The sequence below is a fragment of the Cetobacterium sp. genome, assembly GCF_977044495.1.
In genome coordinates, this window is record NZ_CDRRQU010000044.1 from 1 (window position 1) to 17,673 (window position 17,673).

The following is a 17,673-nucleotide window of genomic DNA, read 5'->3' on the forward strand; positions in this document are numbered from 1 at the left end:
GGGAATCTCTCTTCCTCATCAATTTCAGCAGCAAGAGGTTTAACTTCATTTTCAGCAAAAGCTGTTATCATTTGCTTAAAAAGTTCTTGCGATTTAGTTAATGTAAAATCCATTTATTTCCTCCTAAATATATTTATTGAATATTTTTTATAATCATTGCAGTACCCATTCCTCCACCAATACAAAGACTGGCTAATCCATATTGTGAATCTCTTTTTTTCATTTCATGTATTAGAGTTGTAAGTATTCTAGCTCCACTAGCCCCAACTGGATGTCCTAAAGCGATAGCTCCACCGTTGACATTTGTTTTATTTTTAAACCAGATAGGGTCTATTGAATACATTTCACAAAGCTCTTTTATAACTCCAAGAGACTGAACAGCAAAGGCTTCATTAAGTTCTAAAATATCCATATCCGTTAATTTTAATCCCGTTTTATCCAATACATTTTTTATAGCTGGAACAGGTCCAAGTCCCATAATTAAGGGATCAACGCCTCCTTGCCCAACACCCACAATTTCAACTAAAGGAATCAAATTATATTTTTTTACAGCTGATTCAGAAGCTACAAGTAAAATTGCAGCACCATCATTTATACCAGAAGCATTACCAGCTGTAACAGATCCTTCTTTTTTAAATGCAGGCTTAAGTTGTAAAAGCTTTTCTAAAGATGTTTTTCTATTTGGATATTCATCTGTATCAACAACTATTGTTTCTTTTCTATCCTTTACTTCAATAGGGACAATTTCATTCTTGAAACGTCCACTACCAATAGCGACAATAGCTTTTTGCTGAGATTCTATAGAAAATTTATCTTGCTCTTCTCTAGAAATTTTATATTTTTCTGCAATATTTTCTGCTGTTATTCCCATATGAACCCCGTGAAAGGCATCTGTCAGAGCATCTAAAATCATATGATCTTTAGTTAAAAAATCTCCCATTTTAATGCCAGTTCTGATATTGTGATTAATTAAATGGGGAGCTTGTGACATGGATTCAGTTCCACCAGCAAGAATAAGAGAAGCTTCGCCAGATTTTATAATTTGATAAGCTGACATTACAGCTTTCATTCCACTACCACAGATGATATTTAAAGAGTAAGCTGGAACTGTGTAAGGAACTCCTCCCTTAACAGCAGATTGTCTTCCTACTCCTTGAGCATGTCCAGCAGATAAAACATTTCCAATAATAACTTCATCTAAGTTATTAGGGTCAACTTCAGTTTCTGCAAGAATATTTTTTATAACTTCTCCAGCTAAATGGCTTGGAGATAGTTTACTTAAAGAACCTAAAAAGGATCCAATAGGAGTTCTTTTGGCAGCGACAATGTAGACTTTTTCCATTTATTTAAAAACCTCCTAGTAAATTTATATTTCCATAATTTTTAGCTTCTCATCTATAATTAGAGTGGCTTCGGTACAATTTTTAATATCTTCAACAGATGAGTATGGACTAATCTCTTTTAAAACAATCCCTTTATCAGTAACTTCCATAACCCCTTTTTCTGTGATAATCAGATTAACTTCATTAGCTGCAGTGAGAGGTAATGTACAATTTTTTAATATTTTAGGAGCTCCCTTAGCAGTATGCTCCATAGCTATGATAACCTTTTTAGCTCCAACAACTAAATCCATGGCTCCACCCATCCCAGGAACCATTTTGCCAGGAACCATCCAATTGGCTAAATTGCCTTTTTCGTCGACTTGTAAAGCACCCAAAACTGTTGCATCAACGTGTCCACCACGAATTATTCCAAAGGATGTGAAACTATCGAAAAAGCAACCTCCTGGAGCAATAGTAACTAGAGAACCACCAGCATTAGCAATTCTACAATCTTCTTCCTCTTCACAAGGCGTAGACCCCATTCCAATAAGACCATTTTCTGATTGTAATGCAACATATAAAGAGTCAGGAATATAGTTAGCAACTTCTGTGGGTAATCCAATACCTAAGTTTACAACGTCTCCATCTTGAAATTCCTTAGCAACTCTTTTTGCAATAATCTCTCTAATTTTTTCTTTGGTAAGTTCCATTTATCTTCCTCCTTTAACGATATAGTCTATAAATATTCCTGGAATAACCACTTCGTTAGGGTCTAAACATCCATCAATAATTTCTTCGGCTTCAACTATGACTATATCAGCAGCAGTAGCCATTATCGTATTAAAGTTTCTAGTAGAACCGTGAAATGACACATTTCCATAAGAGTCAACTTTTGTTCCATAAATAAGTGCTACATCAGCTCTTAGGGGTTTTTCTAGAAGATATTTTTTTCCATCTACTTCAATAACCTCTTTTCCATCTTGAACAATAGTTCCAATTCCTGTTGGAGTCAAAATTCCACCAAGACCAGCTCCAGCGGCTCTTATCCTTTCAGCGAGAGTTCCTTGTGGAACTAAGATAACTTCCATTTCTCCACTATGCATCTGTTTACCTGTTTCTGGGTTAGTACCAATGTGAGATACAATAGCTTTTTTGACTCTCTTGTTAACAATGAGTTTTCCTCTTTCAAAATCTGGAAAACTTGTGTCATTGGCAATAAGAGTTAAGTCCTTAGTACCGTTTTCTAATAATTTTTCAATAACCTCTTTAGGAGAGCCGCACTTCAAAAATCCTCCAATCATAAGAGACGAATTATTTTTAATAAGTGATGCTGCAAAATCAACAGAGACCAATTTCTTCATAACTTCACTCCTTTGTTCAAGTTAGCAAGTACATACTTGCTTATTTTCAGTATGAGTATATACCTCATACTGAAAGGAAATGTCAATAGTTAAATAAAAAATATTTTTTTCGAACATAAAAAAGATATTGAAATTACAAGATTAGGAAGTTTTTCATAAAAAATATTTTTGTTCAAAAAAATATTTGACAAAAGAGTCAGAGGTGGAGTATATATTTTGGATAACATTTAAAAATGGAAGGAATTGGAGGAGTGAATGAAAACAAGAGATAAAATTTTAGACTGTGCTCAAAGACTTTTTTCAAAAGAGGGATTTGATAAAATTTCAACAAAACGAATTGCAAAAGAAGCTGAGTGCAATGAAGTAACTATTTTTAGATTATTTGGAACTAAAGATAGAGTTTTGGAAGAGATAATAAATAAATTTGTAGAAGAAAGTAAAATTATTCGCTCATTACATGAAAGTCTAACAGGGGAGTTAGAGCAAGATATAGCTAAGAGTATATTGTTTTATCAGAATTTTTTACACCAACATGAGATAATATTCAGACTTCAGTTGAAATTATCAGATAATGATAATCAAAAATTTCTCAGAACTATTGATTTTAAGAATTATTTAGTTGATCATTTTATAGGTGTTTTTCATGAGCATAGAGTTAATTATTCACCAGAAATTTTCGTAAATGATATGCTAAGTAGCGTTATGGGAAGTTTCCTTTTAAAAATTTTGACACAAGGAAAATTTACTGGAGAAAGAGATGGACATTTTTTAAGTGAAAAAATTAGATTTTATCAAAATTCGATCAATCAATATAAAGAAAGTAAGTGACAAAAAATGAAAAGGAGAAAACCTAAAAAAACAAGGTTTTCTCTTTTTTAGTTAATATTTATAAAAACCTTCACCAGTTTTTCTTCCAAGTTTCCCAGCTCTAACCATTTTTTTCAGAAGTGGATGAGCTCTATACTTAAGATCTCCAAACTCCGTAGCTAAAACATCCATAATAGCTAAAACAACGTCAAGTCCAATCAAATCCCCTAAAGCTAAAGGTCCAATAGGGTGATTTGCACCATATCTCATAGCATTATCAATATCTTCAGTTGTAGCAACGCCATCAGCTAAAATTCCAATAGATTCGTTAATCATAGGAATTAGAATTCTATTTACAACAAAACCAGGAGCTTCTTCACATAGGATAGGTTCTTTTCCTAATTCTTTAGTGAGTTTTAAGATAGTTTCATAAACCTCTTGGCTTGTAGTATATCCCTTAATTATTTCAACAAGCTTCATAACAGGAGCTGGATTAAAGAAATGCATTCCTATAACTCTTTCTGGATATTTTGTAGCACAAGCAATTTCGGTAATAGAAAGAGAAGATGTATTAGTAGCAAAAATTGCCTTTTGAGAGCAGATTTCATCTAATTTTGAGAATAGCTCTTTTTTTATTGCCATTTTTTCAGACACTGCTTCGAGAACTAGATTGGCATCTTTTGCATCTTCAATATTTTGTGTTGTATGTATTTTTGCTAAAATCTCATTTTTTCTATCCTCTGTGATTTTTTCTTTTTCAACTAATTTACTTAAACTTTTTATGAACCCTTTTTTTGCTTTTTCAAGAGTTTCAGCAGAAATATCAGTCATTAAAACTTCGTGACCACCTGTTGCAAAAACTTGGGCAATTCCACTTGCCATAACTCCAGCACCTACAATAAATACTTTCATTGTTTCCTCCTTATAACTTTTGTATAGTTTATTTGTTAATAAAATTTGCTTTTCTTTTTTCTAAAAAGGCTGACATTCCCTCTTTTTGGTCTTCACTTGAGAAACAAAGAGCAAATAAGCTACTTTCAATAAACATTGCTGTGGTTTCATCTACTTGGACTCCCTTATTTATAGCCTCTTTTGAATATTGTACAGCTAATTTAGCATTAGAGCTGATTTTATTCGCTATATTTAAAGCGTATTCCATAAGCTGGTTATGCTCGATAACTTGATTGACTAGACCGATAGATTTAGCTTCATAAGCGTCAATAATATCTCCTGTGTAAATAAGCTCTTTGGCTTTAGCTAAACCAACTAACCTAGGGAGTCTTTGAGTTCCTCCAGAGCCAGGGGTAATACCAAGAGTAACTTCAGGTTGTCCAAACTTTGCTTTGTCAGAAGCTATTCTAATGTCACAAGACATAGCGAGTTCACATCCACCACCAAGAGCAAATCCGTTAATAACAGCTATAACAACTTTATTGATATTTTCTACTGCATTGAAAGCATTTGTACCTAAAATACCAAACTCTTTAGCTTCTTTGACAGTTAAATTTTTCATAAAAGAGATGTCGGCTCCTGCTACAAAAGAACGCCCTTCACCTGTTAGTAAGATAACATCAATCTCATTATTTTTTTCCAACTGGGAAAAGCATTGATAAATCTCCTTATAAATTTCTTTGTTTAAAGCATTTAGAGATTCAGGTCTGTTAATTTTAACAATACAGATTTTTCCATAAGTTTCAATCAAAAGATTTTTAAATACCATTTTTTCCTCCTTGTTAACCAAATTGTAGTAAAAATTACTTAATAAGACCCTTATTACCTCATAGAGGTTAAATTTGTCAAATTTTTTTATAAAATTTCAATTTTTTTAGTTTTGAAAAATGTCTGTAATAGGAAGTTTTAGTATTAAAAATAAACTTTTAAAATGAAAAAAGTTTAAAATCGCTATTGACTTAGAAAAAAAGGTGAGGTATATATAGCTACTGACAAAACTAAAGTAAGCACTCACTTACATCCTACTTGAAAATTTATGAGATATAAAAAATTTTAGGAGGAAAATATGGGAACGGTTACAGCAATAATAAAGCTCAGTCCAGTTTTAGTTTTAGCAGGATTGATGATGAGTGGGTATGATGCATTATTGGCAGCACCTATAGCGACGGTATATGCAGCACTTGTGGCAGGACTTGTGGCAAAGAAAAAAGTAAATGATATCATAGATGCATGTATAAAAAATGCCAGAGAGATGCAGATAGCCTTTTTTATCTTAATGATGGCTTATGCAATGGCGGAAGCATTTATGTCAACAGGAGTTGGAGCATCTATAATCAACATAGCTTTAGGATTTGGATTGACAGCTAGGACAGTTGCAGTAGTTGGAGTTATAGTGACATCAATTTTATCTATTGCTACTGGTACAAGTTGGGGAACGTTTGCAGCGTGTGCACCAATATTTTTGTGGTTAAACCATATAGTTCAGGGAAATATGTTCTTAACATTAGCAGCAATAGCTGGTGGAGCGTGCTTTGGGGACAATATTGGTCTTATATCAGATACTACAATAGTTAGTTCTGGAATTCAAAGAGTTGAAGTAGTAAAAAGAATAAGACATCAAGGAGTTTGGTCAGCTTTAGTACTTGTATGTGCAATAGTAGCTTTCTATGTAGTGAGTGTTGTTATGGGATTGCCAACAGAGATTGGAAGTCCAGTTGAAGCTATAAACCAGATACCTGAATCAGCATGGACTGCTCTGGCGGAGAAAAGAGAGAGTGCAGTGGCTTTACTTAATCAAGTTAAAAGTGGAGTACCTTATTATATGGTTATTCCTCTAATTCTAGTTTTAGTTTCAGCATTTAAAGGAGTAAATACGTTACTATGTCTATTCCTTGGTATTTTTGCATCTTTTGTATGTGGAACTTTTGCTGGAACTGTTGAAAGTCCATCAGCGTTTTTAGATTTAATCTATACGGGATTTGAAGGAGCGGGATCTTGGGTAATTGTAATGATGATGTGGGTTGCAGCATTTGGTGGAATAATGAAAATTATGGACGCCTTTAGACCAGTATCAATTCTTATTAAAAAGATTTCTGGAAATGTTAGACAACTTATGTTTTATAATGGGGTTTTATCAGTATTAGGAAATGCCGCTTTGGCAGATGAAATGGCACAAATTGTAACAATAGGACCAATTATTAAAGAACTTGTTGAAAAAAATGTAAAAGGAAGCCCAGAAGATATCGAAACTTTAAGACTTAGAAATGCAACATTTAGTGATGCTTTGGGAGTTTTTGGTTCCCAATTGATTCCGTGGCATGTATATATAGGATTCTATTTGGGAATTGCAAATGCAGTATATCCTTTGGCTTCATTTACAGCCATGAGTATTATAAAGTTTAACTTTATGGCTTATATAGCTGTTGGAAGTATTTTAATATTGACTTTAACGGGACTTGATAAATTTATTCCGAGATTTGCCTTACCAGCAGAACCAAATGTGCAATTAGTAGGAGAAGATGAAGAGGTAGAAATAGAAGGAGAAACAGAAGAGTTAGCATAATAAAAAACATTGTGAAGGAGAGGTAGGAGTTATGACAAAATCAATGATAAGATTAAGAATGAGTTCAGCAGATGCTCATTATGGTGGAAATTTAGTAGACGGGGCAAGAATATTGCAATTATTTGGAGATGTAGCAACAGAGCTACTTATAAAGCATGATGGAGATGAAGGGTTATTCAAGGCTTATAATGAGGTAGAGTTCATGGCTCCTGTATATGCTGGAGATTATTTAGAGGTTGTGGGAGAGATTACAAAAGTTGGAAATACTTCGCGAGCTATGAGTTTTGAAGCTAGAAAAGTGATTGTTCCAAGAGCTGATATCTGTGATTCAGCGGCAGATTTTTTAGAAGAACCTATTGTGGTATGTAAAGCAGTTGGTACTTGTGTTGTTCCAAAAGCTGTTCAAAGAAAGGGGTAGATTATGGAAAAATTGATAATAACAGCAGCAATATGTGGTGCTGAAGTGACAAAAGAACACAATCCAGCTGTACCATATACAGTAGAAGAGATAGCTAGAGAAGCTTACAGTGCATATAGAGCGGGAGCGAGTGTAATCCATCTCCATGTTAGAGAGGATGATGGAACTCCAACTCAAAGAAAAGAAAGATATAATGAGTGCATAAAAGCTATAAAAGAGAGATGCCCAGATGTGATAGTTCAACCATCTACTGGAGGATCAGTAGGAATGACTTCAGCTGAAAGATTGGAGCCAGTTGATTTAAAACCAGAGATGGCAACATTAGATTGTGGGACATTAAATTTTGGTGGCGACGAAATCTTTGTGAACACTGAGAATATGATTAAAGAGTTTGGAAAAAAGATGATAGATTTGGATGTTAAGCCAGAGGTTGAAGTTTTTGACAAGTCAATGATAGACATGGCAATTAGATTGTGTAAAAAAGGATTTATTAAAGAACCGATTCACTTTAGTTTTGTAATGGGAGTAAATGGTGGAATTTCTGGAGATTTAAGAGATTTTATATTTTTAAAAGAGAGCATACCTTGTGGGTCTACATATTCAGTTGCTGGAATTGGAAGATTTGAGTTCACTCTTGCGGCAGCTTCTATAATATCAGGAGGTCATGTAAGAGTTGGATTTGAAGATAATGTATATATTGAAAAGGGTGTATTAGCGAAAAATAATGGTGAGTTGGTAGAAAAAGTTGTAAGACTTGCAAAGGAGTTTGGAAGAGAGATAGCAAATCCGACTGAGGCAAGAAAAATATTAGGTTTAAATTAAGGAGGATGTTATGAAAAAGGGATGCAAATTTGGAACACACAGAGTAATAGAGCCTGTTGGATCATTACCACAAGGAGCATTAAAAATATCTAATGATATGGAAATTATGTCAAATGAAGTATTAATTGATGTTCAAACTCTAAATATTGATTCGGCTAGTTTTACACAAATTAAAGAAGCTTGTAATAAAGATGAGAAAAAAATGGCGGAGATGATTGAAAGTATAGTTGCAGAGAGAGGAAAAATGCAAAATCCTGTTACAGGGTCAGGAGGAATGTTAATTGGAACTATTGAAAAAATAGGAGTAGATTTTCCTGATAAAAACTTAACGGTTGGAGATAAAATAGCAACTTTAGTTTCACTTTCATTGACACCTTTAAAGATAGATAAGATAAAGAAAATCAATATATCAAATGATCAAGTGGATGTAGAGGCCAAGGCAATTTTATTTGAGAGTGGAATATACGCTGTTTTACCAAATGATATTCCAGAGAAATTGGCACTTGCAGCATTAGATGTAGCTGGAGCACCTGCACAAGTTGAAAAATTAGTTAAAGAGGGGGACACAGTTTGTATAATTGGTGGAGGAGGAAAATCAGGAATTCTTTGCTGTTATCAAGCTATGAAAAATGTAGGAAAAACCGGAAAAGTTATAGTGTTTGAATATTCAGAAGTAAATGCTCAAAGAATTAGAGATTTAGGACTTGCTCATGTTGTGTTGGTAGGAGATGCAACAAAACCAGTAGAAATCTATAACAAAATAAACGAAATCACAAATGGAGAGCTATGTGATGTTGTAATAAATAACGTAAATGTTCCTGGAACAGAGATGTCATCAATATTAATAACAAAAGATGATGGAATAGTTTATTTCTTCTCAATGGCTACATCATTTACAAAAGCTGCCTTAGGAGCAGAGGGGGTAGGTAAGGATGTAACTATGATAGTTGGAAATGGATATACAAAGGGACATGCCAACTTAACTTTAGAAATTGTAAGAGAATCGAAAGCAATTAGAGAATTATTTGAAAAGTTATATGTTTAATTAAAAAAATGGAGGAGTTTATCAATGATGAATTTGAGAGAAAGATTTAATGCGACGGATGAGCAGTGGAATGACTGGAGATGGCAAGTTAGAAATAGGATAGAAACTTTGGAACAACTTGAAAGTTTAATGACATTAACAGATAAAGAAAAAGAGGGAATCAAAAAATCTTTAGAAACTATTAGAATGGGAATCACGCCGTATTATCTTAGCATAATGGATCCAAATAATCCGAAGTGTCCAGTGAGAATGCAAGCAGTGCCCTCTATAAATGAGCTATATAAATCAGCAGCAGATCAACTGGATCCACTTCATGAAGATGGGGATTCACCTGTTCCGGGATTGACTCATAGATACCCAGATAGAGTGTTACTTCTTGTAACTGATATGTGTTCAATGTACTGTAGACATTGCACTAGAAGAAGATTTGCAGGACAAACAGACCATGCTTTACCAATGGAAAGAATTGAAAAAGCCATTGAATATATAAGAAATACACCTCAAGTGAGAGACGTACTACTTTCTGGGGGAGATCCATTACTTTTATCTGATGAGAATTTAGAGCATATTATCAGCAAATTAAGAGAGATTCCACACGTTGAAATTGTAAGAATTGGATCGAGGACACCGGTTGTTATGCCTCAAAGAATAACTCCAGAACTTTGTGATATGTTAAAAAAATATCATCCAATCTGGTTAAATACGCACTTTAACCATTCAAAAGAGATAACTCCAGAGGCGATTAAGGCATGTAATATGTTGGCCAATGCAGGAGTTCCTTTGGGGAATCAGTCGGTTTTATTAAAAGGTGTAAATGATTGTGTACACACAATGAAAGATTTAGTTCATAATTTGGTAAAAATGAGAGTTAGACCATACTATATTTACCAGTGCGACTTATCAATGGGACTTGAACATTTTAGAACACCAGTATCTAAAGGAATTGAAATTATAGAAGGACTGAGAGGACATACGTCTGGATATGCTGTACCTACTTTTGTTGTAGATGCTCCGGGTGGTGGAGGAAAAATTCCGGTAATGCCAAATTATATAATATCTCAATCTCCGGATAAAGTTGTACTTAGAAATTTTGAAGGTGTAATTACAACATATACTCAGCCTACAAATTATGAAAACGAATGTGAGTGTGATGTTTGTACAGGTGGGGAAAAGAAAAAACAGGTTGGAGTTTCAGGGCTTTTGAGTGGATGCGAGGAAACTCTAGAACCAAGACAACTTGATAGAAAACAAAGAAATGCTCACTAAATAATTGGAAAGCCTGAAAGGAGAAAGTCATGCCCTTTATAAAAGATATAAAAGAATACAAAAGTATAGCAACTATTGGATTGGAGAAAAATGTTGGTAAGACAGAAACTATGAATTATATCTTAAAAAGATTGAGAAATGAGGGTGTAGTAACTGGAGTTACTTCAATAGGAATAGATGGAGAAACAGTTGATATAGTAACAGACACATCAAAACCAGAAATAACAATCTATGAAGGAATGATTTTTGTAACTAGTGAAAAGCACTATGCAAAAAAAAGATTTCAAGCTGAAATTTTAGACGTTAGTGAAAAGTCTACTGCATTAGGGCGTCTTGTGACAGCAAGAGCCCTTGGAGAGGGAAAAGTATTATTATCCGGACCATCCAATGGAAGCTGGGTAAAGGATATTATTACTGAAATTTTAAAAAAAGATGTGGACAGTGTATTAATAGATGGGGCCCTATCACGCTTAAGTGTAGGGTCTCCTATTATTACAGAAGGAATAGTTCTATCAACGGGGGCAGCAGTTTCCATTAATCCAAAAGAGATTATAAAAAAAACTAAGCATATTGTAAATCTTCTTAAGTTAGATTGTTTAGAAGATAGAGAAAAAGAGAAAATAATTGATTTAGAAGATGGAATCTATAAAATATTATGGCAGCAAAATAGCATAAATAAACTACCAATAAGATCAGTGTTGAATTTTTCCCAATTGGAGGAAAATATATTTGAAGAAGAGTGCTCTATCTACATAACAGGAGTTTTAACAGAGAGATTTATAGAAAACTTAACAAGACAAAAGTTTTTGAGAAATATAGAAATAATTGTAAAAGATTTTACTAAAATATTTGTATCAGGAGAGATATTAAACAGATTTATAAAAAAAGGTGGTAAATTAAAGGTACTATTAAAAACAAAATTAATAGCAATAACGGTTAATCCAGTGGCTCCAACAGGACATCTACTAGATTCAAGAGAGCTTATAAAAGCTATAGGGGAGTTTACAGAAGTACCTGTTGTTAACCTAAGGGAGGAAAGTTATGAACTTTGAAAAAATAGGATTTGATTATATAATTGACACCTTAGATATAGTTAGTAGACTAGGAAAAAGAGCATTAAAAAGTGTTGAATTTTCAAAAGATATTTTGAAATTAGAAAAAGAATTTGAAAATTTACAAGGTGTAATAACTCTTTTAGAAAGCAAACCTAAGATTTATACTGCATTAAAAAGAAAATTAACGGTATTGAAGGACATTGAAAGTATTGTAAATAGGTTATCCAATGGATATGTATTAGATGATGTTGAACTTTTTGAAATTAAAATTTTTTCTATGATCTCCCAAGAGATATATGAAGTTTTGAGTGAAAATTATAGATTTCTAGCTCCTCAAAATTTGGAAAAAGTAATTGATATATTGGATCCAGATAAGCTCAGAATAGCAAGTTTTCATATATATAGTTCCTACTCTATAGAATTATCTGAAGTTAGAAAAGCTATAAAAGAAACTAAAAATGAAACATTATATGAAAATGAGATACAGTTGGAAGATGATGTAAGAAAGGTTATTAGTAGGAAGTTATCAAACTATAACCAAGTTTTAAAAAGTTCTATAAAAAAATTAGGATATTTGGATTTAGTTTTAGCAAAAGCACACCAAGTTCAAAAGTTAAATTTAGTAAAACCAGTATTTACGAATAAAACTGAACTTAAAGGCATTTTTAATCCAAAAGTTTTAAAAATATTAGAGGATAAAGAGAAGACATATCAAAAGATTGATATAACATTACACAACGGCGTGACAGTTATAACAGGGGCAAATATGTCCGGAAAAACACTTACACTAAAAACACTAGGATTGATTCAAAATATGGCACAGATGGGATTTTATATTCCAGCAATAGAGGGAAAAATACAGCTTGTTGATGAGATATGCTTATCAATTGGGGATACTCAGTCTTTAGAAGAGGGATTGTCATCCTTTGCCGCAGAGATGTTAGAGGTAGATAGAATAGTTAAAAAGATAAAAAAAGGTATAAGACCTCTTGTTTTGATAGATGAGTTAGCAAGAACAACCAATCCTCAAGAGGGAAGAGCTCTTTTAAAAAGTATAATTAGTATTCTTAATAATTATTTTATAGAATCCGTAATAACGACTCACTATGATCAAGTTGGAGAAGAAGTAGTAAAATTAAGAGTAGCTGGAATTAAAAAAAATGAGGTAGCGAATGAAATAAACTATAAAAATATAGAGGATTATATAGATTACTCACTAGTTGAAGCGGATGATGATAGTGTTCCTGAAGAGGCATTGACAATAGGAAAATTATTAAAAATAGATGAAGATATTATAAATAACGCATATAAGTATTTATAAGGAGGATGTTAATGTTTAAGAGTAAGTTAGGTTTAGATTTCAATAAGGTAGATAAGGCTAGAGGGTTAGCTAAAGATATAGCAGTAGATGTACAAAAGTTTGTGGACTCATACACAACCGTTGCGGTTGAAAGAACAATTTGCAGATTATTAGAGATAGACGGAGTAGATTGTGATGAGGTGCCATTACCTAATATTGTAGTAGACCACTTAAAAGATAAGGGAGTTTTATCAGAAGGTGTAATGTATTTCATAGGAAATGCTATGTTAGAAACAAGAATGTCTCCTCAAGATATAGCTGAAAAAGTAAGTTCTGGAGAGCTAGATTTGACTAAGATTAAACAGCATAGTAAAGAAGAGGTTCAAAGTGCAGTAGAACCTATTGTAAATAAAGTTGTAGATAGAATCAAATTGAATAGAGAGCAAAGAGAGAAATATTTGACAACTATTGGAGAGGGACCAAAACCTTATTTATACGTAATTGTTGCAACTGGAAATATATATGAGGATGTAATCCAAGCTCAAGCTGCAGCAAGGCAGGGAGCAGATATAATAGCTGTTATTAGAACAACAGGACAAAGTTTACTAGATTATGTTCCTTATGGAGCTACCACAGAAGGATTTGGAGGAACTTTTGCAACGCAAGAAAACTTTAGAATTATGAGAAAAGCATTAGACGAAGTTGGGGAGGAAGTCGGAAGATATATAAGACTTTGTAACTATTGTTCAGGACTTTGTATGCCAGAGATTGCAGCTATGGGAGCTTTAGAAAGACTTGATGTAATGTTAAATGATGCATTATATGGGATACTATTTAGAGATATAAATATGCAAAGAACACTAGTTGATCAGTTTTTTTCAAGAGTAATAAATGGTTTTGCAGGAGTTATAATAAATACAGGTGAGGATAATTACCTAACAACAGCTGATGCAGTAGAAAATGCTCATACAGTTTTAGCATCAGATTTAATAAACGAGCAATTAGCATTTATGGCAGGACTTCCTGAGGAGCAAATGGGACTTGGACACGCATTTGAAATGGACCCAGAATTAGAAAATGGATTCTTACTGGAGTTAGCACAAGCACAAATGACGAGAGAGATATTTCCTAATGCACCATTAAAATATATGCCACCTACAAAGTTTATGACAGGAAATATATTTAAAGGTCATATTCAAGATGCACTTTTTAATCAAGTTGCAATAATGACAGGACAAGGACTTCAACTATTGGGAATGATGACAGAAGCTATCCATACACCATTCATGTCAGATAGATATTTAGCAATAGAAAATGCAAGATATATATTTAATAATATGAGAGATTTTGGATCAGAAATAGAATTTAAAGCAGATGGAATAATTCAAAAAAGAGCTCAACTTGTCTTAGATGAATCAGTTGAACTACTTGAAAAAATGGTTGAAGATGGACTATTCAATTCGTTAGAAAAAGGAACTTTTGCAGATATAAAAAGAAGTAGAACGGGTGGAAAAGGTTTAGCTGGAGTTGTAGAAAAAGGAGCTAGTTATATGAACCTATTTATTCCAAAGATGATAGGAGGGGTTAAGTAATGAGTGGTGGATTATATTCAATGGAAGAAAGAGCATTTGATACAACGCTAGATTTAAAAGCGGTTAAACCATATGGAGATACAATGAATGATGGAAAAACTCAGCTTTCATTTACTTTACCAGTTCCAGCAGGAGCAGAGGGGGTTGAAGCTGCTAAGCAACTTATGAAAAAAATGGGATTTGAAAATCCACAAGTTTCATACTTTAAAGAACTAACGGATGGATTTACATTTTTTAACTGCTATGGAAATTGTAGTCATACTGTTAATTATGAGTCTATTTATGTGCCAAAGGTTGAATCAACAACTTGGTCAATGGAGGAAACTGACAAGTTTGTAAAAGAAAATATAGGAAGAAAAATAGTTGTATTAGGTGCAAGTACAGGAACAGATGCGCATACTGTTGGAATAGATGCCGTAATGAATATGAAGGGTTATGCGGGACATTATGGGTTGGAAAGATATGAAATGATAGAAGCTTTAAATATGGGAAGTCAAGTTTTAAATGAGGACTTTATAGCTAAAGCTATTGAAATTGGTGCAGATGTACTTTTAGTTTCTCAAACAGTTACTCAAAAAGATGTTCATATTAAAAATTTAATTGAGCTTATTGAAATGATAGAGGCTGAAGGGCTACGAGATAAGATGTTAGTAATTTGTGGTGGAGCTAGGATTACTCATGAATTAGCTAAAGAGCTAGGATATGATGCTGGATTTGGAACTGGAACGTATGCAGATGATGTAGCTTCGTATGCAGTTCAAGAATTAGCAAAAAGATTGAATAAGTAAAAAAGGGGCGTACTTGGTGTATGCCCTTTTTTTGAAGTTTGTTATTTTATAGGTTTTAGAGTTTCTTGTAAAGTTCTTATAGAGAATTCAATCTCTTTAGGTGATCCTCCAGTATTTAACATAATATTTTTTTTATAATTAGCAGAAAGTACAAAAGCATAGTTTTTAATAGTTGGGTTAATAAAAATTAAAGTTCCATTTCCAAAATCACATTCTTGTGGAACAAGTTTAAAGCCTTTTTCTTCAAGTAAATTTATAGAGTTGGCAATGGCATCATTCAGTTTAGCATAACTTTTATAGTCAGTGACTTCAACATGTGAATCGTCTTTTTTAAAATTGAATCCTTCTGATTCTTTTACATATTCTAGTTTATAACCATCTTTTTCCATTTTTTCTCTCAGTTTAGGAAAATTATAGTTATCACTAGTAGCTAAAAGGGTAGCTGAAAGAGTAAGAGCAAATAAAAATAATAATATTTTTTTCATGGAAAACCTCCTAATTAATAATAATTTCTATTTCTATAATAGTTTTGCTGTCTTTCATTTCCGATAGCCGCACCGGCAAGAGCACCGATTCCAGCACCGATTAAAGTACCAGCAGTATTTCTACCGATAAGTTGACCAGCTATAGCTCCAACAGCTGCACCACCAAGTGCATCTCTTCTAACCGTTGGAGTATTATAAAAGCCATTGTTCGCACATCCAATCAAAGCGGAGACTAAAATTAATAAAAAAATAAATTTCTTAACCATAACAAGACCTCCTCAAAATTATTAAAAAATTTAGATACTAAACTTTAAAATATTTACGGATGAAAATTAGATATTCCTTTAAAAATATCAAAAAAAGTTGTTGACAAAGCTCAGTAATTGGTATAAAATAACAATGAAAAGCCTGAGTGACGGAATTGGTAGACGTAGCGGACTCAAAATCCGCCGGTGTTTACACCTTGGGGGTTCGAGTCCCCCCTCAGGCACCAATGAATTTTAATCATATATATTTTATTAATGTATTGTTATTTTAATAATATTTTAATGAAGTATATATGATTTTTTTATTTTAACGAGACTAATTAATGGATTTGTTAAAAATTGACAAAATTTAAAGGAGTTTTATGAAAAAAGTAGATTTGACAACGGGGGATATAAAAAAATATTATTTTCCCAGTTATGCTTTTTTCTAAAAATTTAGTGAAATTTTTTAATTTGGAAAATGAAGTTGAAAAAATGGCTCAAATATATTTAATTATTACTGCATCTTTAAAATTGAAAGCTATATATCAAAAAATTGGACTACAAATAGAATCTATAACTTTTATGACTATAGCTGGTTTGCAAGGTGCTATTTCTAGCTTTATAGGTCAAAATTATAGTGCACATTTAGAGAACAGAATAAAAAACGGCAATGTTTCTTTGTACGGGACTAGGAATAATGACAACTGTAGTATTTACATTTTTAAGAATACCAATTGCTCTAATTTTATTAAGGAAGGAGTATTTTGGGTTAGATGGAGTATGGATAAGCATATCATTAACAAGCGTAATAAAAGGGATTTTATCAAAACGCCCTGAGAAAACTTCTTCCTCTATTTGGGAGAGGATGAATCAGGGCAATCTTTTTAGTTTTTAGTTCCTTTAATCGAATATATAGCTTAATAGTTTCTATTGATTTTTTCTAAAATATGGTATAATCAGACCACATAAATTTTAATTTTAAGGAGGTGAAAACTATGAAGACGTATAACTTAGCTTTTAAATATAGAATCTATCCTAATGAGACTCAAGCCAATACAATTAATATAACTTTTGGTTGTACTAGACTTGTGTATAACAGATTCTTAGCTCAGAGAAAAGAATTGTATGAGACAGAGAAAAAATCTGTAACCTACAATACTCAAGCTAAAGAGCTTGTACCGCTTAAACTTGAATTACCATTCTTGAAAGAGGTTGATTCAATAGCATTGCAACAAGCACTCAAAAATTTAGAAACTGCGTATAAGAATTTCTTTCAAAAGCGTACCGCATTTCCTAAATTTAAATCTAAAAGGTCAACTAGAAAATCATATAATACAGTATTTACAAGTAATAATATTAGAGTTGAAGGTAACTATTTAAAACTTCCAAAGCTGGGTTTAGTTAAAATTAAACTTCATAGACAGATATCTCAAATTATGTAATTAAATCGGCTACCATTAGCCAAGAGCCTAACGGTGCTTACTACGTTTCTTTACTAACTGAATTTGAAAAGGATATTGTAAAAGTTCCAAGCGATAACAATATTGTTGGGCTTGATTTTGCTATGTCTGAACTTTTTGTTAGCTCCGATAACCAAAGAGCTGACTATCCTAGATTTTTTAGAAAGTTAGAAACTAAACTTGTTAAAGC

At 32.8% G+C, this 17,673-nt stretch carries 20 protein-coding genes and 1 tRNA gene; 13 read left to right on the forward strand and 8 right to left on the reverse strand.

Annotated elements, in window-relative coordinates; all coding sequences use genetic code 11:
- The 4 genes from ACWI69_RS09810 to ACWI69_RS09825 form a co-directional block, all read right to left on the reverse strand.
- A partial coding sequence (locus ACWI69_RS09810) for an acyl-CoA dehydrogenase family protein (RefSeq protein ID WP_448820012.1) occupies positions 1-113 on the reverse strand: 113 nt, incomplete at its 3' end.
- 20 nt (positions 114-133) lie between these two features.
- Positions 134-1,342 (reverse strand): acetyl-CoA C-acetyltransferase, encoded by a 1,209-nt coding sequence (locus tag ACWI69_RS09815; protein ID WP_448821658.1) that lies wholly within the window; start codon positions 1,340-1,342, stop codon positions 134-136.
- Between the two features lie 24 nt (positions 1,343-1,366).
- Entirely contained in the window at positions 1,367-2,032 is a 666-nt protein-coding gene (locus ACWI69_RS09820) for a 3-oxoacid CoA-transferase subunit B (protein ID WP_448821659.1), read from the reverse strand.
- Positions 2,033-2,683 carry a CoA transferase subunit A gene (locus ACWI69_RS09825; RefSeq protein ID WP_448821660.1) on the reverse strand — a complete coding sequence of 217 codons (651 nt, stop codon included), beginning with the start codon at positions 2,681-2,683 and terminating at the stop codon, positions 2,033-2,035.
- 255 nt (positions 2,684-2,938) lie between these two features.
- Between ACWI69_RS09825 and ACWI69_RS09830 the strand changes: the two genes are divergently transcribed.
- Positions 2,939-3,511, forward strand: a complete 573-nt coding sequence (locus ACWI69_RS09830; RefSeq protein WP_448821661.1) for a TetR/AcrR family transcriptional regulator — start codon at positions 2,939-2,941, stop codon at positions 3,509-3,511.
- A 51-nt stretch (positions 3,512-3,562) separates the two neighbouring features.
- On the opposite strand, the gene ACWI69_RS09835 is transcribed toward ACWI69_RS09830, so the two are convergent.
- Entirely contained in the window at positions 3,563-4,402 is an 840-nt protein-coding gene (locus ACWI69_RS09835; RefSeq protein WP_448821662.1) for a 3-hydroxybutyryl-CoA dehydrogenase, read from the reverse strand.
- A gap of 28 nt (positions 4,403-4,430) precedes the next feature.
- Positions 4,431-5,210 (reverse strand): enoyl-CoA hydratase-related protein, encoded by a 780-nt coding sequence (locus ACWI69_RS09840; protein WP_448821663.1) that lies wholly within the window; start codon positions 5,208-5,210, stop codon positions 4,431-4,433.
- Positions 5,211-5,507: 297 nt separating this feature from the next.
- Between ACWI69_RS09840 and ACWI69_RS09845 the strand changes: the two genes are divergently transcribed.
- Genes ACWI69_RS09845 through kamE form a run of 9 tightly spaced genes read left to right on the forward strand, consistent with a single transcriptional unit; the run spans position 5,508 to position 15,290 of the window.
- Positions 5,508-7,004: a Na+/H+ antiporter NhaC family protein gene (locus ACWI69_RS09845; protein ID WP_448821664.1), complete on the forward strand. Its 1,497-nt coding sequence runs from the start codon at positions 5,508-5,510 to the stop codon at positions 7,002-7,004.
- A gap of 31 nt (positions 7,005-7,035) precedes the next feature.
- Entirely contained in the window at positions 7,036-7,422 is a 387-nt protein-coding gene (kal, locus tag ACWI69_RS09850; protein WP_448821665.1) for a 3-aminobutyryl-CoA ammonia lyase, read from the forward strand.
- Between the two features lie 3 nt (positions 7,423-7,425).
- Positions 7,426-8,244, forward strand: a complete 819-nt coding sequence (kce, locus tag ACWI69_RS09855) for a 3-keto-5-aminohexanoate cleavage enzyme (protein WP_448821666.1) — start codon at positions 7,426-7,428, stop codon at positions 8,242-8,244.
- A 10-nt stretch (positions 8,245-8,254) separates the two neighbouring features.
- Positions 8,255-9,289, forward strand: a complete 1,035-nt coding sequence (kdd, locus tag ACWI69_RS09860) for an L-erythro-3,5-diaminohexanoate dehydrogenase (RefSeq protein WP_448821667.1) — start codon at positions 8,255-8,257, stop codon at positions 9,287-9,289.
- Positions 9,290-9,313: 24 nt separating this feature from the next.
- Positions 9,314-10,555 (forward strand): lysine 2,3-aminomutase, encoded by a 1,242-nt coding sequence (gene kamA, locus ACWI69_RS09865; protein WP_448821668.1) that lies wholly within the window; start codon positions 9,314-9,316, stop codon positions 10,553-10,555.
- A 29-nt stretch (positions 10,556-10,584) separates the two neighbouring features.
- Positions 10,585-11,607 carry a lysine 5,6-aminomutase reactivase subunit KamB gene (kamB, locus tag ACWI69_RS09870; protein ID WP_448821669.1) on the forward strand — a complete coding sequence of 341 codons (1,023 nt, stop codon included), beginning with the start codon at positions 10,585-10,587 and terminating at the stop codon, positions 11,605-11,607.
- Positions 11,597-12,931: a lysine 5,6-aminomutase reactivase ATPase KamC gene (gene kamC, locus ACWI69_RS09875; RefSeq protein WP_448821670.1), complete on the forward strand. Its 1,335-nt coding sequence runs from the start codon at positions 11,597-11,599 to the stop codon at positions 12,929-12,931. Before kamB ends, kamC begins: the two co-directional genes overlap by 11 nt.
- Before the next feature lie 11 nt (positions 12,932-12,942).
- Positions 12,943-14,502, forward strand: a complete 1,560-nt coding sequence (gene kamD, locus ACWI69_RS09880) for a lysine 5,6-aminomutase subunit alpha (RefSeq protein WP_448821671.1) — start codon at positions 12,943-12,945, stop codon at positions 14,500-14,502.
- On the forward strand, positions 14,502-15,290 hold the full coding sequence (kamE, locus tag ACWI69_RS09885; protein WP_448821672.1) for a lysine 5,6-aminomutase subunit beta: 789 nt from the start codon (positions 14,502-14,504) through the stop codon (positions 15,288-15,290). Before kamD ends, kamE begins: the two co-directional genes overlap by 1 nt.
- A gap of 41 nt (positions 15,291-15,331) precedes the next feature.
- Here kamE and ACWI69_RS09890 read toward each other — a convergent pair whose 3' ends face one another.
- Entirely contained in the window at positions 15,332-15,775 is a 444-nt protein-coding gene (locus tag ACWI69_RS09890; RefSeq protein WP_448821673.1) for a hypothetical protein, read from the reverse strand.
- Positions 15,776-15,789: 14 nt separating this feature from the next.
- Positions 15,790-16,041, reverse strand: coding sequence for a glycine zipper 2TM domain-containing protein (locus ACWI69_RS09895; protein ID WP_448821674.1), 252 nt, complete (start codon positions 16,039-16,041; stop codon positions 15,790-15,792).
- 140 nt (positions 16,042-16,181) lie between these two features.
- On the opposite strand from ACWI69_RS09895, the gene ACWI69_RS09900 reads away from it, so the two are divergent.
- From ACWI69_RS09900 to ACWI69_RS09910, 3 genes are all read left to right on the forward strand, one after another.
- Positions 16,182-16,268: transfer RNA gene (locus tag ACWI69_RS09900), tRNA-Leu, on the forward strand.
- A gap of 190 nt (positions 16,269-16,458) precedes the next feature.
- Positions 16,459-16,860: a hypothetical protein gene (locus tag ACWI69_RS09905; protein WP_448821675.1), complete on the forward strand. Its 402-nt coding sequence runs from the start codon at positions 16,459-16,461 to the stop codon at positions 16,858-16,860.
- 158 nt (positions 16,861-17,018) lie between these two features.
- Positions 17,019-17,465, forward strand: coding sequence for an RNA-guided endonuclease TnpB family protein (locus ACWI69_RS09910; protein WP_448821676.1), 447 nt, complete (start codon positions 17,019-17,021; stop codon positions 17,463-17,465).
- Positions 17,466-17,673: the final 208 nt, after the last annotated feature.

What these genes read in the sequence shown, in the direction of transcription:
- ACWI69_RS09910 (WP_448821676.1), top strand. Translation starts at nt 17,019, where the DNA reads ATGAAGACGTATAACTTAGCTTTTAAATATAGAATCTATCCTAATGAG.
- ACWI69_RS09845 (WP_448821664.1), top strand. Translation starts at nt 5,508, where the DNA reads ATGGGAACGGTTACAGCAATAATAAAGCTCAGTCCAGTTTTAGTTTTA.
- ACWI69_RS09825 (WP_448821660.1), bottom strand. Translation starts at nt 2,683, where the DNA reads ATGAAGAAATTGGTCTCTGTTGATTTTGCAGCATCACTTATTAAAAAT.
- ACWI69_RS09830 (WP_448821661.1), top strand. Translation starts at nt 2,939, where the DNA reads ATGAAAACAAGAGATAAAATTTTAGACTGTGCTCAAAGACTTTTTTCA.
- kce (WP_448821666.1), top strand. Translation starts at nt 7,426, where the DNA reads ATGGAAAAATTGATAATAACAGCAGCAATATGTGGTGCTGAAGTGACA.
- kamA (WP_448821668.1), top strand. Translation starts at nt 9,314, where the DNA reads ATGATGAATTTGAGAGAAAGATTTAATGCGACGGATGAGCAGTGGAAT.
- kdd (WP_448821667.1), top strand. Translation starts at nt 8,255, where the DNA reads ATGAAAAAGGGATGCAAATTTGGAACACACAGAGTAATAGAGCCTGTT.
- ACWI69_RS09890 (WP_448821673.1), bottom strand. Translation starts at nt 15,775, where the DNA reads ATGAAAAAAATATTATTATTTTTATTTGCTCTTACTCTTTCAGCTACC.
- kamD (WP_448821671.1), top strand. Translation starts at nt 12,943, where the DNA reads ATGTTTAAGAGTAAGTTAGGTTTAGATTTCAATAAGGTAGATAAGGCT.
- ACWI69_RS09820 (WP_448821659.1), bottom strand. Translation starts at nt 2,032, where the DNA reads ATGGAACTTACCAAAGAAAAAATTAGAGAGATTATTGCAAAAAGAGTT.
- kamB (WP_448821669.1), top strand. Translation starts at nt 10,585, where the DNA reads ATGCCCTTTATAAAAGATATAAAAGAATACAAAAGTATAGCAACTATT.
- kamC (WP_448821670.1), top strand. Translation starts at nt 11,597, where the DNA reads ATGAACTTTGAAAAAATAGGATTTGATTATATAATTGACACCTTAGAT.
- ACWI69_RS09905 (WP_448821675.1), top strand. Translation starts at nt 16,459, where the DNA reads ATGCTTTTTTCTAAAAATTTAGTGAAATTTTTTAATTTGGAAAATGAA.
- kamE (WP_448821672.1), top strand. Translation starts at nt 14,502, where the DNA reads ATGAGTGGTGGATTATATTCAATGGAAGAAAGAGCATTTGATACAACG.
- kal (WP_448821665.1), top strand. Translation starts at nt 7,036, where the DNA reads ATGACAAAATCAATGATAAGATTAAGAATGAGTTCAGCAGATGCTCAT.
- ACWI69_RS09895 (WP_448821674.1), bottom strand. Translation starts at nt 16,041, where the DNA reads ATGGTTAAGAAATTTATTTTTTTATTAATTTTAGTCTCCGCTTTGATT.
- ACWI69_RS09815 (WP_448821658.1), bottom strand. Translation starts at nt 1,342, where the DNA reads ATGGAAAAAGTCTACATTGTCGCTGCCAAAAGAACTCCTATTGGATCC.
- ACWI69_RS09835 (WP_448821662.1), bottom strand. Translation starts at nt 4,402, where the DNA reads ATGAAAGTATTTATTGTAGGTGCTGGAGTTATGGCAAGTGGAATTGCC.
- ACWI69_RS09840 (WP_448821663.1), bottom strand. Translation starts at nt 5,210, where the DNA reads ATGGTATTTAAAAATCTTTTGATTGAAACTTATGGAAAAATCTGTATT.